This is a genomic window from Acidiphilium sp. MT5 (assembly GCF_054767495.1).
Genome location: NZ_BAABMR010000004.1, coordinates 56,114 through 82,110, shown reverse-complemented (window position 1 = coordinate 82,110; position 25,997 = coordinate 56,114). Strand labels below are relative to the sequence as shown.

Annotated in this window: 18 protein-coding genes; 9 read left to right on the top strand and 9 right to left on the bottom strand. The window is 62.5% G+C overall.

The window, feature by feature from the left end:
• Positions 1-26: 26 nt before the first annotated feature.
• The 9 genes from ACYUCQ_RS05845 (at position 27) to ACYUCQ_RS05805 (ending at position 13,120) form a co-directional block, all read left to right on the top strand.
• The gene (locus ACYUCQ_RS05845; RefSeq protein WP_460253577.1) at positions 27-1,826 is read left to right on the top strand and encodes a tetratricopeptide repeat protein; all 1,800 of its coding nucleotides are present in this window, start codon (positions 27-29) and stop codon (positions 1,824-1,826) included.
• A gap of 5 nt (positions 1,827-1,831) precedes the next feature.
• Positions 1,832-4,714, top strand: a complete 2,883-nt coding sequence (locus tag ACYUCQ_RS05840; RefSeq protein ID WP_460253576.1) for a glycosyltransferase — start codon at positions 1,832-1,834, stop codon at positions 4,712-4,714.
• 88 nt (positions 4,715-4,802) lie between these two features.
• Positions 4,803-5,672, top strand: a complete 870-nt coding sequence (locus ACYUCQ_RS05835) for a hypothetical protein (RefSeq protein WP_460253575.1) — start codon at positions 4,803-4,805, stop codon at positions 5,670-5,672.
• A 16-nt stretch (positions 5,673-5,688) separates the two neighbouring features.
• Positions 5,689-7,065 (top strand): glycosyltransferase, encoded by a 1,377-nt coding sequence (locus ACYUCQ_RS05830; RefSeq protein WP_460253747.1) that lies wholly within the window; start codon positions 5,689-5,691, stop codon positions 7,063-7,065.
• Positions 7,062-8,027, top strand: a complete 966-nt coding sequence (speB, locus tag ACYUCQ_RS05825; RefSeq protein WP_460253574.1) for an agmatinase — start codon at positions 7,062-7,064, stop codon at positions 8,025-8,027. Before ACYUCQ_RS05830 ends, speB begins: the two co-directional genes overlap by 4 nt.
• A gap of 94 nt (positions 8,028-8,121) precedes the next feature.
• Positions 8,122-9,984, top strand: coding sequence for a beta strand repeat-containing protein (locus tag ACYUCQ_RS05820; protein WP_460253573.1), 1,863 nt, complete (start codon positions 8,122-8,124; stop codon positions 9,982-9,984).
• Between the two features lie 127 nt (positions 9,985-10,111).
• The gene (locus ACYUCQ_RS05815; protein WP_460253572.1) at positions 10,112-11,194 is read left to right on the top strand and encodes a type III polyketide synthase; all 1,083 of its coding nucleotides are present in this window, start codon (positions 10,112-10,114) and stop codon (positions 11,192-11,194) included.
• A gap of 26 nt (positions 11,195-11,220) precedes the next feature.
• Positions 11,221-11,928: a methyltransferase domain-containing protein gene (locus ACYUCQ_RS05810; protein WP_460253571.1), complete on the top strand. Its 708-nt coding sequence runs from the start codon at positions 11,221-11,223 to the stop codon at positions 11,926-11,928.
• A 61-nt stretch (positions 11,929-11,989) separates the two neighbouring features.
• The gene (locus tag ACYUCQ_RS05805) at positions 11,990-13,120 is read left to right on the top strand and encodes an NAD(P)/FAD-dependent oxidoreductase (RefSeq protein ID WP_460253570.1); all 1,131 of its coding nucleotides are present in this window, start codon (positions 11,990-11,992) and stop codon (positions 13,118-13,120) included.
• Here the strand turns inward: ACYUCQ_RS05805 and thiE are convergent.
• From thiE to ACYUCQ_RS05760, 9 genes are all read right to left on the bottom strand, one after another.
• Complete coding sequence (thiE, locus tag ACYUCQ_RS05800) at positions 13,098-13,730, bottom strand: thiamine phosphate synthase (RefSeq protein ID WP_460253569.1); 633 nt, start codon at positions 13,728-13,730, stop codon at positions 13,098-13,100. The two genes, ACYUCQ_RS05805 and thiE, sit on opposite strands and share 23 nt — an antisense overlap.
• Positions 13,727-14,641: a class I fructose-bisphosphate aldolase gene (locus ACYUCQ_RS05795; protein WP_460253568.1), complete on the bottom strand. Its 915-nt coding sequence runs from the start codon at positions 14,639-14,641 to the stop codon at positions 13,727-13,729. Before ACYUCQ_RS05795 ends, thiE begins: the two co-directional genes overlap by 4 nt.
• 146 nt (positions 14,642-14,787) lie before the next feature.
• Positions 14,788-15,183: a hypothetical protein gene (locus tag ACYUCQ_RS05790; RefSeq protein WP_460253567.1), complete on the bottom strand. Its 396-nt coding sequence runs from the start codon at positions 15,181-15,183 to the stop codon at positions 14,788-14,790.
• A 31-nt stretch (positions 15,184-15,214) separates the two neighbouring features.
• Positions 15,215-17,629: a DNA translocase FtsK gene (locus tag ACYUCQ_RS05785; RefSeq protein WP_460253566.1), complete on the bottom strand. Its 2,415-nt coding sequence runs from the start codon at positions 17,627-17,629 to the stop codon at positions 15,215-15,217.
• 141 nt (positions 17,630-17,770) lie between these two features.
• On the bottom strand, positions 17,771-19,132 hold the full coding sequence (locus tag ACYUCQ_RS05780) for an ammonium transporter (protein WP_460253565.1): 1,362 nt from the start codon (positions 19,130-19,132) through the stop codon (positions 17,771-17,773).
• Positions 19,133-19,341: 209 nt separating this feature from the next.
• Complete coding sequence (locus ACYUCQ_RS05775) at positions 19,342-20,190, bottom strand: S49 family peptidase (protein WP_460253564.1); 849 nt, start codon at positions 20,188-20,190, stop codon at positions 19,342-19,344.
• A 9-nt stretch (positions 20,191-20,199) separates the two neighbouring features.
• Entirely contained in the window at positions 20,200-20,622 is a 423-nt protein-coding gene (locus ACYUCQ_RS05770) for a DUF1489 family protein (protein WP_460253563.1), read from the bottom strand.
• Positions 20,619-22,940: a xanthine dehydrogenase family protein molybdopterin-binding subunit gene (locus ACYUCQ_RS05765; protein WP_460253562.1), complete on the bottom strand. Its 2,322-nt coding sequence runs from the start codon at positions 22,938-22,940 to the stop codon at positions 20,619-20,621. Before ACYUCQ_RS05765 ends, ACYUCQ_RS05770 begins: the two co-directional genes overlap by 4 nt.
• A 183-nt stretch (positions 22,941-23,123) precedes the next feature.
• The gene (locus tag ACYUCQ_RS05760; RefSeq protein ID WP_460253561.1) at positions 23,124-25,808 is read right to left on the bottom strand and encodes a hypothetical protein; all 2,685 of its coding nucleotides are present in this window, start codon (positions 25,806-25,808) and stop codon (positions 23,124-23,126) included.
• Positions 25,809-25,997: the final 189 nt, after the last annotated feature.

Below are 25,997 nucleotides of genomic sequence, written 5' to 3'. Positions count from 1 at the left end.
AAACGCACGGGCGCGATTGGGTTGCGATGGCACTGACGCTCCTTGATCGCTTGGCGGCGCGCACGCCACAGCGCGCCCTCAGCCGCGGGATCGAGGCGGCGGCGGCGCGTGACTGGAAGCGGGCCACCGCTTTGTTCGCGATTGCCGCAGAATCGGGGCTGCCTGACGCGCAATTTCGGATTGGCGAATGTTATTTGGCGGGCACCGGCCAGGTGCGGAGTTTGCAGGAGGCGGCGCGCTGGTATTTGCGGGCCGCGAATGCGGGTCATGTCGAAAGCCAATGCCGGTTGGCGAGCCTTTATTTGCATGGGATTGATGGCGAGCGTTTGCAGGCCAACGCATCGTTATTTGCCAAGCCATCGGCGGCGCCCGCCGAGGTCGGGGCGGATTTTGATTTGGCGCTGCAATGGGCGCGCAAGGCCGCTGAGGCGGGGTCCGCCGATGCGCAAGCGATTGTGGGCTATATTCTGGCGAACGGGCCGGAGTCTCTGCGCGACCCTGACGCGGCGTTGCATTACTATCAGCGCTCTGCCGATCAAGGCTGGCCGCAAGGGCATTTGGGCTTAGGCACGTTGCTGATGCGTGGTGCGGATACCGCCGAGAAAACCTTCGCGGCCAAGGCGCAAATTGAGCTGGCGGTCAAAGCGGATTTGCCGACGGCGCATTATTTGCTGGGGGTGATCCACGAGCAAGCGGTTGGCACACTGCCGGACCCGGCGCGCGCCTTGGTGCATTATCGCAAGGCGGCGATCCAGGGGATACGCAATGCGCAGGCGAAGCTGGGTGCCATGCTGATCGCCGGCCAAGGCTGTGCGCCGGACCCGATTGAGGGCGAGTCTTGGCTGCGGCGCGCGGCCCTGGCGGGTGATCCGGAAGCAGCGGCGTTGGTGGGTGATTTATACGCGCGCGGGGGCGCGTTGCCCCCCAATTATGCCGAGGCGGCGATTTGGTTTCGCGTGGCGGCGGAAGCCGGGCATCGCACCGCCGCGCGCGCGTTGGGCATGTTGTATTTAACCGGGGCCGGAGTGGCGCGTGATCCGGATGAGGCCGCCCGGTGGTTGGCCCGCGCCGCCGAGCAAGGCGATGCCCAGGCTCAGGCGGATTTGGGCAATTTGCTCATCAGCGGCGAGGCGCGCACCGTGGCGCTCGATGGCTTGCCGATCCATCAATGGTTCGAGCGGGCGGCGGAGTCGGGCGATTTGATCGGCGCGTTCAATTTCGGCGTCTGTCTGGCCGAAGGCATTGGCATGCCGCGCGATGATGCGCGCGCGGCGATTTGGCTGAAGCGGGCGGCGGAGAAAATCGTCAACGCGCAATATTGGTATGGGCGCATGCTGCTCGAAGGGCGCGGCATGCAAGCCGATCCGGCGGCGGCGGCGCATTGGATTGGCTTGGCCGCCGATGCCGGCATGGTCGAGGCGGTGGTCACGCTCGCGGATATGAAATTAAATGGCCGGGGTGGTCCGCGCGATCACGAAGGGGCGGCGGCCTTGTTTCATCGCGCGGCGCAGGCGGGTCATGCCGGGGCAATGTTTGCGCTCGGCGCGCTCTATGGCGGCGGGCATGACGTGCCGATGGATCGCGCGGTGGCGCTGGGTTGGTTCCAGCGCGCGGCGGAGGCCAATCATCCCATCGCGCAAATGATGCTGGGGCGGTATTTGGCGCGTGGTCTGGCCGGGCCGGCGGATAGGGCGGCGGCGCGCCAATGGTTTCAACGGGCGGTCGCGCAGGGGATCGTTGAGGCCAAGACCGATCTTGCGGAATTGGACGAAGCGGCCTTTGATCCATCGTTGGAGTCTGCGCCGCATCGCGCTGCCGGCGATTGACCGTGATGGCCGAGCCTGACGCGGTGCAGGCGCGTCGTGCAGCGGATGCCGCCGACGCTTGGGCGCGTGGGCGGGCGGCGCAGGAGGCTCACGACGCTTTATTTTGGCTGGAACGCACGGCGCGCCTCGCGCCCGATGATCCGCGCCCGGCGCTGGAGGCCGCTTTGGTGGCCGCCTCGATCGGTGTGGCCGATGCCCAGATGCGCCTCGCGGACATCGCAAGTGATGATCAGTGCGCAACGGCCTGGCTCGCACTGGCGCGGTTGCGCTGGCTGGCGGGTGATGGCGCGGGTGCTGCGGCGGCGCTGCACGCATTATGCGCCCGGCATGTCGCGCCGGATGATGTCGCACCGCTCGCCGATGCGATTGTCGCGCAAGCAAGCGCGGCGGGTTGGTGCGCCCTGCGCGCGGACGGGCGATTGCGGCTGGGCGCATTGCGGGGGCCACCAATGTTGCGGCTGGATGGTCAGCGGATCGCCCGGTTCGATGCGCAGGCGGCGCGGCAGGGGCGTCAATTGGCAGTGCAGATCGGGGGCATCGATCTGCTGGGCTCGCCGATCAATCTCGCCGCGTTGCGCCGGGTCGAGGGGGTGGTGGCGGCTGAGGGTGGCGATCTGGTCGGCTGGGCGTTTCGCCGGGCGGCGCCGGACCTGCGCCCTATTTTGGTGCTGCGCGATGCGACTGGGGCTGAGCAGCGGGTGCGCCTTGGTGCCGCCTTGCCGCCGGTGCAGCAAGCCCCGTTCCATGCGCGCTTTGGCTTTCGCGTGCGCGCGGGCCAATTGGCGGGTCTGACCCCGCCTTTTGCGGTCACCTCATCGGCGGGGGAGGCGTTATACGGCACGCCGATTGACCCCGCTCGGCTGAGTCGACTCCGGCCTGCACGGGTTCGGCGCAAAGCCCCAACACCTGCACCGACAACCGTGCCGGCACGCGCGGGTCTGGTGGTGGTGATGCCGGTTTATCGCGATGCGGCGCGCACCAAGGCCGCGTTAGACACATTGGCGCAATCAGCACCCGGTGTGATGATAATGGTGATCGATGATGCGAGCCCGGAACCGGCGCTGCGCGAAGTGGTTAATCAGCGCGCGCGGGCGGGCGCGATTATTCTGCACCGGCTGCGGGTCAATCGTGGCTTTCCCGGCGCGGTTAATCGCGGTTTGGCGTTGGCGGCGCGGCATCGGCCGGGCTGCGATATTGTGCTGTTGAACGCCGATACGCTGGTGCCGGATGGTGCGCTTTCGCGATTGCAGGCGGCTTTATATCACGCGCCGGACATTGGCAGCGTGACGCCGCTGTCCAACGAGGCGACCATTATGAGTTACCCGGACCCAAGCGGTGGCAATCGCGCGCCGGACCTGGAAGCAACCACGGCGCTGAACGCGTTGGCGTGGCGGGTGAATGGTGCGGCGCTGACGCCGGTGCCGACGGCGGTGGGGTTTTGCATGGCGATCCGCCATGATTGCCTGGCCGCGACGGGCCGTTTGCGGGCGAATGTGTTTGCGCAAGGCTATGGCGAGGAGAATGATTGGTGCTTGCGCGCGCAAGCCCTTGGCTATCGGCATATGGCCGCGAGCGGGGTGTTTGTGGCGCATTGCGGGGGTGCGTCGTTCGGCGCGGCGGGGCGGGCGTTGCTGGAGCGGAATTTGGCGCTGCTCGATCGGCTGCATCCAGATTATGCCGCTCAGGTCGCGGCGTTCCAGGCGGCGGACCCGTTGGCACCCGCACGGCGGCGGCTTGATCGGGCGCGGTTTTTGCGCACGGAGCCAAAAAAACCGGCGGTGGCGCTGATCACCCATGATCATGGCGGCGGCATTGCCCGCGTGGTGGCGGAGCGGGTGGCGGCGCTGCGCGATGAGGGCTATCGGCCAATTTTGCTCCAGCCCGATTTCACCGATCCGCAGGCCCGCGCCAGCTTGATTGGCGCGGTGCGGCTGGGTGATCGGATCGGGCGCGATTTCCCGAATTTGCGGTATCATCTGCCGCAGGAATGGCGCGGCCTGCTCGCGCTGTTGCGGGCGGCGCGGGTGCAGCGCGTCGAGTTCCATCATGATTTGGGTCATCATCATTTGCTGCATGAGCTGGCAGCGTCGCTTGCGGTGCCGGTGCGATTTTTTATCCATGATTACGGGGTGTTTTGTAAGCGCTTTCATCTGATCGGTCCGGGGCGGCGCTATTGCGGCGAGCCGGATGCGGCGGGCTGTGCGCGCTGCCTTGCCAGCGAGGGGAGCGAATCCACCGATCCGATTACACCGGCGGCGCTGCGGGCGCGCTCAGCGCGCGAATTGCGCGCGGCAGAGCAGGTGATTGTGCCATCGCCGGACGTCGCACGGCGATTGCGGCGGCATTTCCCCGCCGTGACCACCATGATTCAGCCCTGGGAGGATGACCGGCCGGTGCGACCGTTGCACGTGCCGCGCCGTCTCCCTCGGCGTGTCGCGGTGTTAGGCGGGATTGGACCGGCCAAGGGGTTTGATGTGCTGCGCGATTGCGCGCTGGATGCCGCCGCGCGCAATCTGGCGCTGGATTTTGTGCTGGTCGGTGCGAGCGAGCGCGATAGTGTGTTGTTGGAAACCGGGCGCGTGCGCATCACCGGCCCCTATCCAGAGGGTAGCGGCGCGACCTTGGCCGCGCAGATGGCGGCGGATTTGGCGTTCATCCCCTCGATTTGGCCGGAAACCTGGTGCTTTGTGCTGAGCGAGGCGTGGCGCGCCGGGTTGCATACGGTGGTGTTTGACCTGGGCGCGCCAGCCGACCGGGTGCGGGCGAGCGGGCGGGGCATGGTGTTGCCGCTGGGCCTGCCGGCGGGGCGGATCAACGATGCCTTGCTTGCGTGGCAGCCGGATTTGGGCAATCTCTCGCCGATCCGCTGGACGCCCTTGCCGGGCTGAAAATCCTGATGCAAACACCGTTGCAAAGTTTTTGTTAACTATTTTCTCGGATAACCTGCGCCACCTTGCTTGAACGGAGATTGCTTCGATGTCGAAAACCGCCACCGCCGTGAAAACTGAGGCCGAAATGCCGGTTGTCGCCGAGAACCAGCCGCGTTCCGGCGAGGTCCAGGAATTAAAAGTCTCGGCGCATCTGATGACGCTGGATGGCGGGTTGTTCTGTATCGTCAATGAGGCCAATCCGGGGGCTGGCCTGTCCGGCGGCTTTCCAGGGGTGCGGATCACCCCGGCGCCGCTGGCGGGTGATGCGCTGGAGGTAACCAGCTTTCGTGCGGATGGGTGGCTCGCAGGATCGGGTGATGCGGCTTTGGTGCGGGTGCATCGCGGCCCCGCGCAAATTTTGGTCACGGTGTATCAACGCCCGAATGCGCCGGAAGCCGCGCCGCGCTTACAGGTGATGCGCCTTGCCGGCAGCGCAGCACCGGCTGCGGCGCCCGTTACCCCGGCTGTGGCCCAGGGTGCGCCGGAGGTGATGGATGTGCTCGCGCATATTCAAACCCGCGGCGATATCGGCGCGAAATTCGATCAATGGTTGGGTGAGCCTGGCTCGGGCCATTGGATCGAGGGGATTGCGGTGGCGGCCCCTGACGGGATTGCGGCGGCGGATATTTCGTATCAAGGCGTGTTGGGCCGTGGCTGGCTGTCACCCTGGGTGGAGGCTGGTGCCTATTGCGGCTCGCGCGGGATGGCGCTGCCGTTGCTGGGCTTGCGGATGCGTTTGCAGGGTGAGGCGGCGGAGCAGTTTGACCTCAAGATCGAGGCGAGCTTTGTCGATGGGTCACGGGTGGGGCCGGTCGGCAGCGATGAGACATGCGAGGCGGATAGTCTGGCGGCGTTGGAAGCGGTGAAAATCACCCTGGAGCCGCGCCGTGGCCGGGCGGTCAAAGCGCGGCGCTGAGCGGTTAGGCGCGGCCATGCGCTTTTTGTTCGTTCATCAGAATTTTCCGGGGCAATATCTGCATTTGGTTCGGCATTTGCTGGCCGATGGCGGTCATGACATCGTGTTTATGACCGAGCCGAACCAGAACGAAATTCCCGGCGTGCGCAAAGTGACCTATGCGCGCCCGCCCGCCACGCATCAGGCGGTGTTTCCGAGCGCACGGGAATTTGATGTCGCGATGCGCCGGGCGGAATCGGCCTATCATGGGGCTAAGCAAATCAAAGCGCTGGGGTTTGAGCCGGATATTATTCTGGGCCATCACGGCTGGGGCGAATTGCTGAATTTGCCAGATATTTACCCGGGTGTGCCGATTTTGGGCTATTTTGAGTTTTATTATCGGATCGATGGCACGGATGTGAATTTCGATCCGGAATTTCCCATGCCGCCTGAGCGTTTCGGCGCGGTGCGGGCGAAAAATGGCGTCAATCATTTGGCCATCGGGCTGGAGCAGTTCGGCCAAACGCCGACGGAATGGCAATGGAGCACCTATCCGGCTTGGGCGCGTTCACGCTTGTCGATCATCCGCGAAGGGGTCGATTTGCAGCGCTGCGCGCCCAATCCGGCTTTGCGCAAGCAAACACTGAGCGTCGGCCCGTTGAGCGTGACACCCAAGCAGAAATTAATCACCTTTGTTGCGCGCAATTTGGAGCCGTATCGCGGTTTTCATGTCTTGATGCGCGCACTGCCCACGATTTTGGCGGCGCGCAAGGATGTGGTGGTGTCGATCGTCGGCGGCGATGACATCAGCTATGGCGCGCCACCGGCGCAAGGCAACTGGCGCAGCGTGATGATGCAGGAGGTCGGCGCCGGGATCGATCTGTCGCGCGTGCATTTCATGGGTAAGGTTGCGTATGAGGATCATTTGCGATTGCTGCAGCGCTCGGACGCCCATATTTATCTGAGTTATCCGTTCGTTGCGTCCTGGAGCCTGCGCGAGGCTTTGGCGGTCGGCGCGCCGGTGATTGGTGGCGATACCGCGACGGTGACGGAATTTGTCAAACAGGGCGAAACCGGCTTGGTCACCCCGACTTTGGACCCGGCAGCGCTCGCGCAGACGGTTTTGGGCTTGCTGGAAGACCGAAAATTAGCCCAGAAGCTGGGCGCGAACGCACGGCAATTTGCCGAGGCAACGCTCGATTTGAACCAATATTTGGCGTTTTATTGCCAGGAAATCGAGCGCATCACCGGCAAATCCCTCGCGGATAAACCCAACCCGCGATCATCATCCCCATCCCGCGCGGCCCCGGTGAGCAAGGGTCCAGCCAAAGGCCGATCAAAGCCAGCAGCGCTATCAGCAGGGCCATCAGTAGCGCCGGGGCCGCGCGCCAACCAGCGGAGAGCCACGCCATGAGTGATGCAAAGGGCTATAATCAACCGTTGGGGGGCAACGAAATGCCGCGCTTTGCCGGCATTGCCACGATGATGCGCCTGCCTTTGGCCGCATCGGCGGCGGGGCTTGATGTCGGGTTTGTTGGGGTGCCGATGGATATTGGCACCTCCAACCGGTCCGGCACCCGGTTTGGCCCCCGGCAGATTCGCAGCGAGTCGGTGATGCTGCGGCCCTATAATATGGCCACCGGAGCCGCGCCGTTTGAGCGGCTGCGGGTTGCCGATCTCGGTGATATTGCCACCAACCCGTATAGTTTGGAAAAATCGGTCGCGCTGATCGAAGCGGGAATTGCCGCGATTTTGGCGGCAGGGTGCGCGCCGCTGATTTTGGGGGGCGATCATACGCTGGCCTATCCGGTGCTGCGCGCCATGGCCGCCCAGCACGGGCCGGTCGGGCTTATTCATGTCGATGCGCACGCTGATGTGAATGATACGATGTTTGGCGAGCGGATCGCCCATGGCACGCCGTTTCGCCGCGCGGTTGAGGATGGGGCGGTTAATCCGGCTCGGGCGGTCCAAATCGGCCTGCGCGGCACCGGCTATGCTGCCGATGATTTTGATTGGCAGCGTGCGCGCGGCTTTCGGGTGATCCAGGCCGAAGCCTGCTGGCATCGCTCGCTGACGCCGCTGATGGCGGAAATTCGCGCACAGCTCGGCGCCGGGCCGGTTTATTTGAGTTTCGATATTGATAGTCTCGACCCCTCGATTGCGCCCGGCACCGGCACACCGGAGATTGGCGGCCTGACCACAATTCAGGCGCTCGAGATTATTCGGGGCTGTGCTGGCCTCGATCTGGTCGGCGCTGATCTCGTAGAGGTTGCACCACCTTATGACATGGCCGGCACCACCGCGCTGATTGCGGCCAACCTGCTCTATGAAATTCTCTGTGTCATGCCGACCCCAAAACGTCACGACCCGACTTGATCATCCGGCTTGCATATTGCTAAATTTTTGGTAAATCTCAATCTAAGAGACATGTGAGACAAAACGCCCGCGTGAACGAACAAAGGACAAAGCGATGTCGTCAACGATAACTTTCGATACAGGCCTTGCAACCGTGAATGGTGTCGCTGAGACAATCACGGCAAGCATTACGGTTGGGGGCGCGGTGGGTTCAGCAGCGTCGTTGCTGTTGAACGCGATTGATCGTTTGATCGTGAATGGTAGCCCGGGGCAGGCTTCTGCCGCCGTCGAGGGTATTGTTGTTACCTCGGGCCAAACCATCACCGCGCCTAATATTTCAGTGGCGGGTCAGCAAAATTATGTTTATATTACGGGTGCGGCAGGTGCCACGGTTAATCTGCCTGCCGAGAACGTGGTCACAAGCTCCGGTTACTCCGGCATGATCGTCGATGTCGCGGGTGCCATCACCGTCAATGGCGGTGCATTTAAAGCGGGCTCAGTCCTGCTAAGCGCCGAGAGCGACGTGACGTTTGATCCGCAAGGGGGGCCACCGAGTGCCAGCACCATCATCGGTGGCGGTGGCAATAATAACCTTACACTCGACTCCAAAAATTATACGGTGTTGCTCTCCGGCGGCAACAATACGGTGTCGGCGGACAGCTATTACGGTTCCACCGGCACAGCGACGTTCAACAGCATTACTACCTATGCAGGTAATAATATTATCAGGCTGAATGCGGGCAAGGATACGGTTTCTTCGGCAGGCGCCGACTCGATTTTTGCGCTGGCCAATGACGCGGTGATCACCGCGTCCGGAGCGAATAGCTTTGTTGGTCTAAACGCGGTGCAGACCGGAGCGTCAGTGACAGCTTCGGGAGCCAACCAGACCGTCAACGTCAATGGCACCAGCGATGTCGTTGATGCATTGAACATCGGTGCGGGGAGCCGTGTTTATGTGAATGGCAAGGCCAATAGCGTCACTGTTGGAGCGGCTGGCAATGTGTTGGTAGGCCCAAGCGCGTCGAGCAACACCATTGTTGGTGGTGCGGGTGCCCCGGTCGCGGATTTCGGCACCAATGATCTGGTGTCGATGAGCGGCGGGTTGACCTACGAATATGGCAATAATTCGACGTTGTCGGCCTCGAATTCCGGGCGGGTTTATGCCGATGGCTCGGGCAATGTGGTCAGTATTTCCGGCTCAGTGATCGCCACGGGCACGGTGACGGGCGGCACGTTCTATGCCTCGGGTGGCACGCATATGGCGTTGGGCGGCAAAAATGCCGGTAATCTGATCAATCTGAGCGGCACCGCGACGGCTGGGATAAATGGTGATTCGGTGGTGACCAGCGGTAATAATCTGGTTGCCAGCTATAGTAACAGTAACAGCGTCACAATTGGCGGCACGAATGCTGCCCTATTTGATATTGGCGGCACGATAAACGCAACGGTTACGGGCACCGCCACGGCGGCCATCTATGAAAGTGGCGGCAATGTGGTCCTGATCAATAATGGAACTGGCGCCATCGTTGCCAACCAGGGCGCAGGCTCAGCGACCATTAATGCGGGTGCGGGTTCGGCCACCTTGTATGGCGGCACTAGCGGCAGCAATGTGCTGATTGGCGGGAGCGGCGGGTCCAATTATCTTGCGGCCTCCGGTAACTCCACGCTTGAGGCTGGCGGTGGCGCCACCACCATGGTCGGCGCTGCCGGTGCGGAATCGATGATGGCGAGCACGGTTGCCGGTTCGACGAACGCATTTCTGTTCGGCACATTGGCATCGGGTTCTGCGACCATTAGTGGCTTTTCAGCTACCAATAGCTCGATTGTGTTGCAGGACGGGCTTACCGTCACCGGCATCACGCCAGCGTCTGGTAACCAGACGCTCGCATTGTCGAATGGCGGCTCGATTGAGTTGTTCGGCTTTAGCTCGCAGATCAACTCGGCAACCGCCGCCGGTGGGATCACCACCATTACCTAAGCCCATCTGGGACCGGCGGCGCGCTTGGCGCTGCCGGTTTATGTCCGATCATTTAGACGCGGTGCGCTTGTGAAGCGCCGCACACCGCTCATTTGTCAGTCATGGGCAAATTCACCGCTTGCGCGCGATGACCGGCGCATATCTCAACCAGATCGGCACCGCCGTGCCCGATCATGACGTTCACCAAGGCTTCGTCAGCTACGCGCAACGTCAGCTCGCGGCCCGCGATGGAAGGTTATTTGCCCGCATGGCGCAGCGCGCGGGCATCGAGCGGCGCTATTCCACCCTCGCCCTTGGGGATTTGCCAGAGGGTGGTGCCGATGCGCAAGATTTTTACCGCCCCGGCGCGTTCCCCGATACTGGGGTTCGCATGGCAGCGTTCGAGCGCGCCGCACCCGGCCTCGCCGAGCGGGCGATTGCGGATTTGGCCACGGATTTGACCAGCGTCACCCATCTGATCGTCGCCTCCTGCACCGGCTTCACCGCGCCGGGCCTCGATCAGCATTTGGTTGCCCGGCTGGGATTGCGGCGCGATGTGCAGCGCACCTTGGTTGGCTTTATGGGCTGCTCCGCCGCCATTCCCGCCTTGCGCCTCGCCCAGCAGGCGGTGCTGGCCGATCCGGCGGCGCGGGTGCTGGTGATCAATTTGGAACTCTGCACGCTGCATTTGCAAGAAACCGAGGATTTGGAGACCGCGCTGACATTCCTGCTGTTTGGCGATGGCTGCTCGGCGAGCTTGGTCAGTGCCGCGCCGAGTGGCTTGGCGCTTGGCGATTTTCGCTCGGCCACCATTCCGGATACTGAAGAATTAATCACCTGGCGCATCGGCACGCAGGGCTTCCTGATGCATCTTTCGGGCGGCGTTCCCGCGGCGATTGCGCAGGCTTTGCGCGCCGAGCGTGAGCGCGGCGATGCGGACGGGCTGCTGCGTGGCGCGGGCACCCAGGCCATCGATCTCTGGGCCGTGCATGCGGGGGGCCGCACCGTGCTCGATGCGGTGGAATCCGGGTTCGCGCTCGCGCCGACGGCGCTCACACCCTCGCGCGCGGTTTTGGCCGATCACGGCAATATGTCCTCCGCGACGGTGATGTTCGTGCTCAAACGCATCATGGCTGAGCACAAGCGCGCACCAGCACCAGGCGCGCGCGGCATGGCGATGGCGTTCGGCCCCGGCATGGTCGCGGAAACATTTCGCTTCGCCACGCTCTGAGGACGGTTCATGTCTGAGAACGGGCCATGATCGATTTGTCGCGTCGGCAAATGCTCGATGAGGTGATGGATGATCCCGCACTCGACCCTGCGATTTACGCACGCTGCATCGCCGATCTCGCCAAAGTCAACCAAGTGACCATGACCCATCGGCCCACCCGTGCATGGCTCGCCCGCGCCCTGCGCGATTGGCCGAAAACCAAGCCTTTCACCCTGCTCGATGTGGCCTATGGCGATGGTGATTTGCTGCGCGCCCTTGCACGCTGGGCGGCCAAGCGCGGCTATAGCGCGCAATTGAGCGGCGTGGATTTGAACCCGCGCAGCGCCATCGCCGCCCGCGCAGCCACGCCACCCGATTTGGACATCATCTATCACACCGGCGATGTGTTCAGCTTCGCTCCGGCGCAACGCCCCGATTTCATTGTCACCTCGCAATTCACCCATCATTTGGACGAGGCGCAACTGGTCGCGCTGCTGCGCTGGATCGATGCCACCGCGCAGCATGGCTGGCTGATCGCTGATTTGCACCGGCATCTGATCCCCTATTACGGGTTTCGCTGGCTGGCGCGGCTGTTTGGCTGGCATGCCATTGTGCGGCTGGATGGCACCGCCTCGATCGCGCGCAGTTTCCGCCGCGCCGATTGGCAGCAGGCCCTGGCCGACGCCGGCGTTGCTGCATCGATCCGCTGGAGCCTGCCCTTTCGCTATCTGATCACCGCCCCACCCGATCCATGAGCCACCTTCCGGTAATCTGGCCCATAATCTGGTCCATGATCTGGCCCATAATCGGGGCGTCATGATTATCGTCGCGGGCGGCGGGCTTGCCGGGGCCGCATCGGCCTGTGCGCTCGCGCAAGCGGGGCGCGATGTCACCGTGATCGAGCGGGATGCCGCACCCTCGGACAAAATCTGTGGCGAGTTTCTGTCGATCGAGGCGCAGGAATCGCTATCGCGCCTGGGTTTCGATGTCGCGTCGCTCGGCGGCCATCCGATCCATCGTCTGCGTGTGATCCGGCGTGATGCCGCCATCGCGGTTGATTTGCCCTTCACCGGCCTGGGGCTGACCCGCAAATCGCTGGATGCCGCCCTGCTCGATCACGCGGCGCGGGCCGGCGCGAAAATTCGGCGCGGTGTCGCGATCCGCCGGGTTGATATCCAAGGCGCGCTCGCGCTGGATTTGGCCGATGGCACGCGGCTGGAGGCGGCCAATTTGCTGCTCGCCACCGGCAAGCAAGAGCTGCGCGGGGCCGCACGGCCCGCCGCCGCGCCGAGCGATTTGGTTGGTTTTAAAATGTATTACCGCCTCAGCCCTGCCGCACAGGCGCAAATCGCGGGTCATATCGAGCTGTTTTTATATGATCGCGGCTATGCCGGGTTGCAGTTGGTGGAAGCGGGCATCGCCAATCTGTGCCTGCTGGTCTCACGCGCACGCCTTGCCGCGTCGGGCGGCGGTTGGCCAGCGCTGCTGGCGGATTTGCAGCGCGAAACGCCGCTGCTGGCCGAGCGGTTGGTTGGCGCGACGCCGCTGCTCGATCAGGCGTTGACCATTGCGCGGGTGCCGTATGGTTTTGTGCATCGCCCGACCGAGGCGGACCCGGCGCGGCTGTTTCGCCTAGGCGATCAGGCCGGGGTGATTCATTCTTTCACCGGCGATGGCATGGCGATTGCGCTGCATAGTGCGGCTCTGGCCGCTGCCGCCATTGCCGAGGGGGCGTCCTCCAGCCTCTATCATCGGCGTTTGCGGCGCGATATTGCCGGGCAAATCGCTCGCGCCTCGTTGCTCTATCGCGCCCAGCAATCGGCCACCGCGCAGCAGGCTTTGTTTGCGCTGGCTCACTATGCCCCGTTCGCGCTGCGCTGGATCGCCCGTCATACCCGCGTGCCGCTGCGCGCGCGGGCGCGGCTCAGCCCTGCCGGGCCGCGCTGATCGCGTCCTGCATCGCGCGCACCCCGGCTGCCGCACCGTCCGGATGGTGCCAAACCGCGCCGATCACCGCCAGAAATTCGGCGCCCGCGCGCACCAGCGGACCACAATTTTGCGCATCAATGCCGCCGATGGCCACAGCGGGCACCTCCATCGTCTCGCACCACCAAGCGAGGGTTTCGATCCGCGCCGGCGTCGCGTCCTTGGTGCGGGTTGGGAAAAACGCGCCGAACGCGACATAATCGGCCCCGGCATCGGCGGCCTCAATCGCGCGATGGCGGGAATCATGGCAGGTAATACCCAGGCTGCGTTGGCCCAAGGAGGCACGGGCGGCGGCAACACCGCCCGGCCCGAGATCCTCTTGGCCGAGATGCGCGCCATCGCACCCGGTCGCGACGGCCAAATCGGCCCGATCATTCAACAAAAACGCAACCCCGCGCGCTTGCACGATCGGGCGCAGCACCGCAATCGCGCGCCGCCATTGCGCGTCATCCTGCTCTTTTAGGCGAAGCTGCACGCAGGCGATGGGTCCGGCATCAAGCGCCGCCGCCAGCTCGTCTGGAAACCGCGCCAGATCGAGCTGCGGCGGGGTGATCAGATAGAGTTCGCTCAAGCCTTGCCCTGATAGATCGCAATCACCTGCGCGAGCAGCGCCAGCGCCTCATCGCGCGGACGGGTGAAGGCGTTACGGCCAATGATCGAGCCGGTGGCGCCGCCATCGCGCAGGGCGCGAACGGTGGTCAGCAGGCTTGCTTCATCGGTCGCCTCGCCGCCGGAAAACACCACCAGGCGGCGGCCGGCGAAGCAGGATTGCACCACATGCTCGATACGCTTGGGCAGGGTGGAAATATCGACTTTTTCATAGGCTTTCTTCGCGGCATCCAGGCCGATATGGGCGGTCGGCGGCTTGACCTTGATGATGTGCGCGCCGAGCAAAGCGGCCATGTGGGCGGCATAGGCGCAAATATCGATGGCGGTTTCGCCAGCCTTGTCGATCAGCGGACCACGCGGATAAGACCACAGCACCACCGCCAAGCCGGCGGCCTTCGCTTCCTCGGCCAGTTCGCGGAATTCCTCCATCATCTCGAACTGATATTCCGAGCCTGGATAAATGGTGAAGCCGATGGCCGCACAGCCAAGCCGCAGCGCATCCGCGACCGAGCCGGTCATGGCTTGGTCTTTTTCGGTCGCTAAGCTGTTGGAGGAGTTCATTTTCAAAATGGTGGGAATCGCCCCGGCATAGCTATCGGCGGCGGCTTCGAGCATGCCGAGCGGGGCGGCATAGGCCGAAAGCCCGGCATCGAGGGCCAGTTGGAAATGATAATGCGGATCATAAGCCGCCGGGTTCGAGGCAAAGCTGCGCGCCGGCCCATGCTCAAAGCCCTGATCGACGGGAAGAATAACGAGATGGCCGGATCCCGCCAGCTTGCCCTGCATCAGAATGCGGGCGAGGTTGCCCTTGGTGCCAGGGTTGTCGCTTTCGTACCAGCTGAGGATTTTTTTGACCCGTTGGGTAACGCGCATGGAATTCTCCCGTTCGCTCAGATGTTGCGGGCCGGGTCTAGAGCGTGATTGCTTATCATCAATCGCGCTCTAGGCCCAATTTGCCGATCAATTTCATTGGCTTAGCTCGTATCTCTCGATTCGAACTCGGCCAATATTGATCTAGCCTAGTTTTGCGCGCCCGTCAGCCCCGCGCGGGTTAGCTCAGGATTGGTAAGCCAATGGCGCAATTCAGCATCGTCGCTGTTTGCGGTCGCATCGAACGCTGGTGGTGCCGCATGCCATAAGTCTGCGTCGGTTTCGCGAGCAATCGCGGCGATTTGATCAAAAATGAGTGGTTCCGCCGATAGGATAATCCCGCGCAGCCCAATACGGAGTGCCTCCAGCGCCCGCCCGGCCGCATCGCCGCAATCAAGGAGCGAAAAGCCGGTGAAAGACGCGCTGGCGAGCAAGGCAAGCCACCAGGGCGCGCCAGCATAAAGCGCGAAGCCGGGCGGTGAGAGCAATGTCACCGGCAATCCAGGGGCCAGCGCACGGGCGATGCTGTGCTGATCATCAACCATCACCGCGGGCGGTGCCGGCGCTGGTGCGGCCCTACTGATCGCGATCCACCGCAATCAACACTTCGCGCTTGCCCACGTGATTGGCCGGGCTGACCACCCCGGCTTTTTCCATCTGCTCGATCAATTTTGCGGCGCGATTATAGCCAATTTGCAAATGGCGTTGCAGAAAGCTGGTGCTGGCCTTGCCTTCGCGTGCCACCACGGCAACCGCCTGCTGATAGAGGCCGCCCTCGCCGGATTCGGCTGCCGCCAGACCGGGCAGGGCAGGGGTGTCTTCATCGACCGCTTCGGTCACCGCCTCGACATAGTCAGGTTCGCCCTGCTCGCGTAAAAACGCGACCACATCCTCAACTTCGCGATCGGTCACGAACGGGCCATGCACGCGGGTGATCCGCCCGCCGCCGACCATATAGAGCAAATCGCCCATGCCCAGCAGTTGCTCCGCCCCCTGTTCACCGAGGATGGTGCGGCTATCGAACTTGCTGATCACCTGAAACGAAATGCGGGTTGGAAAATTGGCCTTGATCGTGCCGGTGATCACATCGACCGAGGGGCGCTGGGTTGCCATAATCACGTGAATCCCCGCCGCGCGCGCCATTTGCGCGAGGCGCTGCACGGCGGCTTCGATTTCCTTGCCGGCGACCATCATCAGGTCTGCCATTTCATCGATCACCACGACGATCAGCGGCAGCGCTTGCAGCGCAATCGGCTGGTCTTCGAGAATCGGCCTTCCAGTTTCCTCGTCAAACCCGGTTTGCACCCGCCGCGTCACCACTTCGCCGCGCGCCAGCGCCTCATTCACCCGTTCATTATAGCCCGCAATATTGCGCACGCTGAGCTGGCTCATCGAGCGGTAGCGCCGCTCCATTTCCCGCACCACCCATTTCAGCGCGGCGACGGCTTTGGCCGGCTCGGTCACCACCGGGGCGAGCAGATGCGGAATACCTTCATAGACCGAGAGTTCGAGCATTTTTGGATCAATCAGGATCAGGCGGCACTCTTCCGGCGAGAGCCGATAGAGGAGCGAAAGGATCATCGCGTTGATGCCGACCGATTTGCCCGAGCCGGTGGTGCCCGCGATCAGCAAATGCGGCATGCGTGACAAATCGCCAATCACCGGAATGCCGCCAATATCCTTGCCCAGCGCGAGGGCGAGCTTGCCGGAATGATTGTCCCACTCCGCGACTTCCATCAATTCGGAGAGAAACACCGTCTCGCGCTTGGCGTTCGGCACCTCAATGCCAATCACATTGCGCCCCTGCACGGTCGCGATGCGCACGGCGAGTGCCGATAGGCTGCGCGCAATATCATCGGCAAGGCCGATCACCCGCGCCGAGCGAATGCCGGGGGCCGGTTCAAGCTCATACAACGTCACCACCGGGCCGGGGCGAATTTCCACGATGCGCCCTTGCACGCCATAATCGGCGAGCACGGTTTCCAATAGCCGGGCATTGGCCTGCAACGCCTCGGCTGACGGGCCAACCTCGCCGCGCGGCGGGGCGGTGCGCAGCAATTCCAGCGGCGGCAGACGCCAATGCGCATCCGGCAGGGGCAAACGCTCTTGCTTCGGCGGCGCCTTTTTCACCGGCGCGGCGCGGGTCAACCGCACTTTCGATCCACCATCGCGCTCCGCCGTCCGCTCGGTTGGGCGCAAGGCCGGGGCAATGGGCTGGTCGGGCGGATCAAACAAGCTCGCTTCGATCCCCCGCGTTGCCGATAAAGGGTTTCCTTCCATCGCATCGACGCTGGCCGCCCGAGCTTGATGGGCCAGGGGCGGATTCGCGAGTACGGGTGCCAGCCAGGCCGAAACATTGCCAGCCCCGCCGCGCGCGCCGCGCACCGAACCGCGCGCCATCCGCGCCGCGCGCGAGCCCGCTGCCCGCCATTCGCCAAAGGTCAGGCCAATCGCATAGAGCGCCGTGGGCAGCCCGATCGCGAGGCACAGCACCGGCACGATGATGGAAGCCAACGAGCCGAACAGGCCGAACCGTGCGGCGCCGAGCAACGCGCCCACCACCCCGCCCGGACCCGCATAGGCGGGAAAATGCAGGGAAGAAGCCGCGTGCCACGCGCCCATCGCCCCGGCGAGGCAGGGCATGGCGATCAGCGTCGCGAGCGCGCGCAACCGCCAGCGGCGCAGCACGCCGCGATTGACCAGCACAAATGACCAGCCGAACAGCACCAAAGCGGGCAGGGCGCCAAAAATACCGAAACCTTGCAGCAACCCATCCGCCAGCGCCGCACCGGGCGACCCGAGCAAATTGCGCACCGGCAGGTTGGAGGCGGTGTTGAAGGACGGATCACTCGGATGGTAGCTGACCAGGGCAATCAGCAAGGTCAGCCCGATCAAGGTCAAGATCAGCGCCAGAATTTCCGCAGCCCGCCGACCCAGCCGCGCTTTCAGCGCCGGCGATAAAAACGGACGGGATTGAGTGGTCACGGACATCAGAAACTTCTCTCCGAACGATCTTGCACGAACTATATACCAAAACCGCCTGATTCCACAAAACAAATCAGCCGGACCCGCGAAGGTCCGGCTGATTGCGGCAAAACCCGGCCCAAAAGCGGGCCGGGGCAGGTGGAAAAATCAGTCGCCCATGACCGGCACGCCGCGCGCGCCATCGGCAAAGATCGCGTAGGCTTCTTCGCCGTGCGCCGCTTCATCGCCCATGGCCAGCATTTCGTCATCCATGCGCAGCGGCACCACCAAGCCGATCAGCTTGAGCAGGATGAAGGTGCCAACCACGTTCAGCACGATGATGAAGGCTGCGCCATAGAATTGCAGCACCACTTGGTGGAAATTGCCGTAGAGCCAGCCGGTCACATTCACCACGCTGTCTTTGCCGGTCGCGAGATACTCGATCATTTTCGGATCGGCCATCACGCCGACGCCGATGCCGCCGACCAGCGCCGCGACGCCATGGGTGTGGATCACGCCCAACGTATCATCGACCTTGGAAAACAGCTTGGTTTTGCCGAGCTTGTTCCAAGTCAGCCAGGGCAGCGCGCCGGAGAACACGCCAAGCACGATGGCTTCGAGGCCGTTAATATAGCCCGCCGCCGGGGTAATCGCGACCAAGCCAGCGATCATGCCGTTCACCGCACCCAGCACTGAGGGTTTGCCGAAGGCGAACACGTCCAGCATCAACCAGACCAGGAGCGAAACAGCGGTGGTCAAATGCGTGTTCAGCACCGCCGCACCGGCATCGGCGTTGGCAAAATACGGATCGCCGCCGTTAAAGCCGGACCAGCCGAGCCAGAGCAAACCGGCACCAATCAGCGTGATCAGCAGCGAGTTGGGCGGGAACACTTCGCGATCCCGCTTCAGGCGCGGACCAATCACCGCCGCCGCCGTGAAGCCCGAGGCCGCCGCCGCCAAGTGAATAACATAGCCGCCCGAGTAATCGACCACGCCGAGCGAACCGAGCCAGCCACCGGCCCACAGTGAAAATGCGCCGATTGAGTAGACGAACGTCGTCCAGAGCGGGACGAAAATCATCCAGGCTTTGAAATTCATCCGCCCGAGCACGGAGCCGGCCAGAATGATCGGGGTGATCGCGGCGAACACGAACTGGAAGTAAACCAGCGTCGCCATGCCATAGCCCAAAGGCGGCATGCCGCCCGCCGCCGCCGGAATGATCGCCTGTTTTTCCTCGTTCCAGGCCGAGGTAATCTGCCCCGGATGGCCGATGAACGCGCCGAGCTTGCCAACATCCAGCCATGGCTTGCCGAACGACATATTATACGCCCACAGCATCCAAACCACGAGCACAATGGCAAACGCATACAAGGCCATAAAGGCCGAGTTGATCGCCCATTTTTTCTTGACGACGCCGCCATAGAGCGCAACCAACCCTGGCACGCTCTGCAACCCGACCAGGGTTGCCGCGGTTAATTGCCAAGCGTTATCACCCGTATTGAGCCAACTCGGTGAAGGTACAAGCGACATTCGGTTTCTCCGTATTTCCCAGCCGTCTATGTTGCGGGTCCAAGCGAACCCGAGGCAGCAAACTGCACCGGAGAGAGCTAAGCAGGGATCGTGCCAACCGCCGTCAGGCGCGCAATATTGGGGCAAAATCACCCGCTAGGGCGATATCAACCGCCCTAAATCGTGAGGTTGCGCGAATTATTATCGAATTTTGGGTAAAATTTAGGCAGTTATTTCGGGGCGCGCCCGTGCCAGGCCTCGGCCTCGATCGTGTTCAGCATCGCGCTGCCGGCCCCGCCCAGCAGGCGCGCGAGGCTGAATTTGCGCCGGGGGCCAATGAAAGCGGGCTTCGCATCCTTGCCCGCTTCGGCATGGATGATGCTGCGCACATCGCCCAGCGCATCGATCAGACCGAGGCGCAGCGCCTTGCTGCCCAGCATATACGACCCGTCAAAAACCGCATCTTCGTGGTTTTCGATGGAAGCGCCGCGCCGCTCGCGCACCCAATCCTTGAATTGGGTGTGAATATCATCGAGCAAATCCCGATTGAACGCGACATCATCGGGCCGCTCTGGACTGAACGGATCATTGCGCAACTTATTGGCACCCGCCGTCACCACCCGGCGCTCAACGCCGATGCGCCGGAGCAAATCCACCGCGCCAAAGCCGCCGCCAATCACCCCGATCGAGCCAACAATGCTCATCCGATTGGCAAAAATCTGATCCGCCGCGCACGCAATCCAATAGCCGCCGGACGCGCCGACATCGCCAATCACCGCAATCACCCGCACATCGGTCTCGGCGGCCTTGCGCCTGATATAGGCCCCGATCAGGTCCGATTGCACGGGCGAGCCGCCGGGGCTTTCAATCGCGAGGAGCAATAATTTTTGGCCCTGTTTCGCCTGCGCAAAGCCGCGATCCAGCAGCGGCGCGAACCGATCAAGATTAATTGCCCCCTCGCGCGCGGCGATCACCCCGGTCAGGCGCACCACCGGAACCGTGGTCGGGCTCCACGGCATTTTCGCCGGAACAAACCGGCGCCAAGACTCGGGCAATCGGGAACGCAGAGCATCGAGCATGGGTGATCCTTATGGCAGGAGCGCGAGTTCGGTGAGGGCGCGCAGCAAGTGCACCGGCAAATCATCCGCAATGGTGGTGCTGCCCGCCGCGAGGTCCGAAGGTGCGTCTTCGGGCTTCAAATAGCGCCAGCCCTGAAACGGTTTGGTGCTGCGCGCCACCACCCGCACCAAGGCGGGATCAAGCACCAGCCCGGCACAGGGCGAGCCATCATCCCACACATCCTCAATCACGTCGATCACGCGCTGACGCACCAAAATCGCGCCGGTAATCACCCAATAGAGCGAGCCGCCTTGGGTCAGTTCCTCGGCGCGCTTGGGCATTGAGCGCGTCTGATGGCGCAAAGGCGGGTCATTCTCCATCCGTCGGCGTTGGATTTCAGCCAGATGGCCAATATCGCGCACGCCGACGGCGAGTTTGACCAGATGGATCATGCCGCCTGGCGCGCCTCAGCAATGGCTGACCACACGCGCTCAGGGGTCGCAGGCATGTCGATATGGCGCACGCCATCCTCGGCCAACGCGTCGAGCACCGCGTTAATCAATGCCGGCGGCGAGCCAACCGCCCCGGCCTCGCCCGCACCCTTCACCCCGAGCGGATTGGTGGTGCAGGGGATTTCGAGGAACTCAACCTCAATATCGGGCATGTCATCCGCACGTGGCAAGGCATAATCCATGAAGCTGCCGGCAATGAGCTGGCCCGATTCCGGATCATAGGCGGTGTTTTCCATCAGCGCCTGCCCCAACCCTTGGGCGACGCCGCCATGGACCTGACCGCGCACGATCATCGGGTTCACGATTTTTCCGACATCATCGCAGACCAAATAGCGCTGCACCGCAATCGTGCCGGTCTCCGGATCGATCTCGACTTCGGCGATATGGCAGCCATTGGTGAAGGTGTGATGCGCGATGGTGGCGATTTCGGCGGTATCGAGCGCGTTGCCGTCGGTCGCGTCATCATGCAGCGTCGCGGCCAGATCCATCAGCGTGATCGAACGGTCGGTGCCGATGATTTTGAAGGCACCATCGGCAAATTCGATATCGGCTGAAGCCGCTTCCAGCGCCTCGCCCGCCGCCTTTTTGGCTTTTTCGATCAGGCTGGTGGTGGTCACCAAAATCGCCTGGCCTTCGGAATAGAGGCTGCGCGCGCCGCCGGTGCCGCCGCCCACCGGAATCCGGTCGGTGTCGCCCTGCTTGATCCGGATGCGGTCAGGATCGATGCCAAGCCGGTCGGCGGTGATTTGCACATAGGCGGTCTCGTGGCCCTGACCGCTCGATTGGGTGCCGACATACACATCCGCATAGCCATCGCGGGTGAAGCAAATTTCCGCACGCTCTTCCGGCGCGCCGCCGGTCGCTTCCAAATAATAGGCCATGCCAATGCCGCGCCGCTTGCCCGCCGCCCGTGATGCCGCCTTGCGGGCCGGGAATCCCGCCCAGTCAATCATTTCCAAGGCGCGATCCATCACCTGGATGAAGTCACCGGAATCATAATTTTGCTGCATCGCGGTCAAGTATGGCATGGCGCTGGCTGGCACCATGTTGGCGCGCCGCAACGCCGCCCGATCAACGCCCAGCTCACGCGCCGCCGCATCGATGAGCCGTTCGACCAGATAATTCCCCTCGGGCCGCCCCGCCCCGCGATACGCATCGACCGGCACGGTATGGGTGAACACGCCAAACACCTGCGCGTGGATCGCCTTGAAATCATAGACCGAGGCGAGAACCTTGGTGCCGAGCATGGTCGGGATATAAGGCGCGAAATTCGATAAATAGGCACCCATATTGGCGATATTGCGCACCCGCATCGCGAGGAATTTATGATCGGCGTCCAAGGCCAATTCGGCCTCGGTAACGTGATCGCGGCCATGAGTGTCCGAGAGAAACGATTCGCCGCGCTCCGCCGTCCATTTCACCGGGCGGCCCAGCTTGCGTGCAGCAAAACAAACCATCGCATGTTCCGGATAGACGAATAATTTCATCCCAAAACCACCGCCCACATCCGGCGTGATCACTCGGAACCGATCTGCGGGCACCTGAAACACCGCCTGGCTCAAAATATTTTTCAGCAGCCAGCCGCCCTGCGTGTTCGAGGTCAGGGTCCAGCGCTGGGTTTCGGTGTCAAAATCGGCCAAGGCCGCCCGTGGCTCCATGGCATTGACCACGATGCGGTTATTCACAATTTTGATCGCGGTCACATGCGCGGCTTGGGCGAACAGGGCGTCAACTTGGTCTTTATCGCCGGTGGCCCAATCAAACACCGTGTTGCGGGGCACATCCGCACGCACCTGCGGTGCTGCCGGATCGCGCGCTTGGGCGAGGGCGGTGATTGAGGGTTTGGTGTCGTAATCGACCATGATCGCCTCGGCAGCATCGCGCCCGGCGCTGGCGGTTTCGGCCACCACCATGGCCACCGCCTCGCCCACATGGCGCACCGTGCCCTTGGCGAGAATCGGTCGCGGCGCATCGGCGCGCGCGGAGCCGTCTTGATTGGTAATCGGCACCATGCAGGGGATTGGCCCCACCTTGTCCGCATCCAGATCAGACGCCGTGTAAATCGCCACCACCCCCGGCAGCGCCAAAGCAGCTTTGGTATTAATCGCCTTGATCGTGGCATGCGCATGCGGCGAGCGCAAAATAACCACATGCAAAGCACCGGGCTGGTTCACATCATCCGTGTAGGTGCCATGACCTTTGAGCAACCGTACATCCTCAACGCGCTTGACCGGCTGCGCCATTCCAAATTTTACCATGTTTGCAATCCCCATTATTTCTCTCTCCAGGATATGCGTTGATCAGGAAAATACAAGCTGGGTCATGGAGGCTGGCCGGTTGGCCCATCGGCGCCCATGGTGGTGTCGCCAAGCAACATTTCATCCGATGGGATCATCTGTTCCGATATAGTTACGCGCCAAAACACGCGCCAGAACAATGGATTAGAGCTTCGTCCGTGAACCCATACGGATGGAAAATGCTTGAGTCCTCGGTCGATATGCCAACAACAGGAGCACCAGAGCAGCGAGCGCGATCATAACGGACGGAATGGTGCCGCGTGGCCGATAAAAAAACCGCACATGGCTGGGTCCGGCAGGCAGTGCGACCGATTGAAACAAAGGTCCATGGCGTCCGACTGGCGCGACCAATCCGTTGATCCTGGCATGCCAACCGGCGAACCATGCGACCCGTCGGATCAACAAGCTGGGTGCTCGGCATTGGGCCGACACGCTATTCCAGCCATCGGGTGTGAGTTGGCATTCACGAGCGGCAAAAATGGCCGCCGGGTGCGGGAGTTGATAGATCGTCATGGCCTTGCCGCGAAAGACCGTTTGCACATGATCAGAAGCTGGTGCGCTGATTAAGCGCAGATCCGCGAGAGGCCCGGTTGTGGTGGAGCCGGTCCAGATCGCGACAGCGTTGCCCGTTTGATGTTGAAGTTTATAGCTAAGACGATCGGGTGGGTGCATTTGGAGCGGATGATTAAGCGTTATTCTCAAAAATTGGTCGTCAGGAACCCCGGCAAGATCGCGCTTGCCCTGGGCACAGTCCGTTCCGGCGCAAAGGGTCAGTGAAAGTGGGCCGGTCGAGGCGCCTGCATAGGTGCCGATCAGCACATCAACCGCAATGATGGGTCTCTTGGGTATTGCGGCGATGGGCGCAATACCGCGTAAACTGTGATGACCGATGAGCAACGAGGCGTGCGTGGCATTCGCAACAAAGCTCGGGGTTGGTTTGCGGCGGAACGGGTCGCTACCCGGCAATGTCAGCACATAGCGCACTCCCACCGACTGATAGGCCGCCTCCCGCTGCCGCACATAGCGATTGAGCTGCCCAACCGTCGGCACCATATCTTTGGGCGAGCCAAGCTGGTTAAAAACAAAATTCATCCAAGCTTGATCAATCGGCAACTGATTGGAATTAATCGAAGCGATGCGATAGGCCGACGGATAATTCGCGGCGAACGGTAATGTGGTAAAAATTCTTGACAAACCTTGATGTTTTTTCAACCACGCCACGCCAGTCTGATGCAAATGCGCATCATGAACCGCCGAGAGTTGGCCCGACCCAAGTCCTAACATCGCATCGCCAATCATGATGGCGGCCATCAGGCTGCGTCCAGCCGGGCTGGGCGCGCGGGTCAGCAATCGGAGCACCAGGACCGCGCTGATTAGATCAATCGAACAGGCGATCATGCCAAATCCCAGCAAGTCTGGTGCCGCATGATACCAGGCCACGATCAATGGGACGATCGGCAGCACGGCAGCGCCCAGCAAGCCCAGTCCAATGAACGACACGACCAATGCCCGTCGGCGCGACAGCTCGCCTTGTCGTTGCCACTGATCGAGGGCTAAACCAGCCAAAATCAGCATTGCCAGATCCATCGCCGGGGCAACAAACCGGATCGTATTGGCGCGGGCGACCTCGGGGATCAAATTCAACCCTTGCCGCACCATTGGAACACCAACCAACCGCAGTCCCCAGATCAAAATGAAGCCGCCGAGCGCGATGCCAATCACCCGGTTGCACCCCGCCTCCACTTGCCCCGCCTTGACCCGCTGGGGCCCGAACCGCCAAACGCTGAACGGCCACGCCAAAGCAGCGATCACCGCAACCGGGCCAAACCAGGTCCCAACATCATTCCAAGCGGGTCCAAGATGTCGGGCCGCCGCGACGGGAAGCCCTGGCGGACTCGTGACGCCAATCGGGCCGAACAGAAACGGCAGCAGCTCCAATCCATCGCCCTGACGCGACATGCGGCTAGCCGCGAAGCCACCATCATGCGGACCAACGAACGCATGCGATAGGTAATGAAGAAATGGCACGAGCAGGGGCAGTGTCATCAGCAGGCCGAGTGTGCCGGCAACGCTGACCTTGCCGATGAACAACCAACGCGCCGCGCCCATCGACGAAAAGCGCGCGATTGTCCAGGCTGCGGCCAGCAACCCGCCAAAATAAGCAATTTCGGGGTATCCCGCATAAACCAAGAGCGCGACGGCGATTGTAATCCACCCCCAGCCGAGTCTTTGTCCAGTTGCTGCAGCGCGACCGGCGCGTTCAAGGCCAAGCAAAAGGAGCGGAATGAATGGCAGTGGTGTTGCGGCATGCGGTACCATGAAAAATGTGCCACTCAGCGCGTAGAGCGCCCCGGCAACAAAGGCAGCCAAGCGCGTGGTTCGCAATTCGGTTAGCAAGGCATAGAGCGTGACGCCGCTCAGCATCTGCAAAGACAGGCGCAGCAACAGCCAGCCATGCGGCAGAGCCAGTGTGAATACAAAAGGGATGAAAAACGCCAACGTCTGCATTTCCGCAGCCAGCGGCATCCCGATGCCGGTATAGGGGTTCCACCAGGGCACAATGCCATGCAACCAATCATACGCAGCGAGGTGTCCCTGCGCCTCGGTAATCAAACCGATTGTGGGGTCAAACCAGTCGGGCGCACCCCGATAAGGGCCAGGTATACTGCTGGCCAAAAACGAATAATAATAGGCGGGATCTGCCTGCACAACGCCGAGCAGAAGCCATAAATTGGCGAGGCACGGGATCAGGATGAGCCCGATGACCGGCCATGCGTGCCGCGTTTGCCCGAATGCAGCGACCCGACCGATTAATCGCCTAATGTCCAAGCCGCCTGATTCTCCGGGTAATTGCGTCGAGCCGGGCGCGGGAGACAACAGCAGCCCAGCACGCAAGACCCTATCAGAGATCCAAATGCCTGACGAGGTGGCGTGTGCGGTGGGTTTGCACGCACCTGATCGGCCAGAAGCTCGTTCGTGCCGGCCTCTTGCTGCATCGGGCCGTTCGGCGTATGGAAT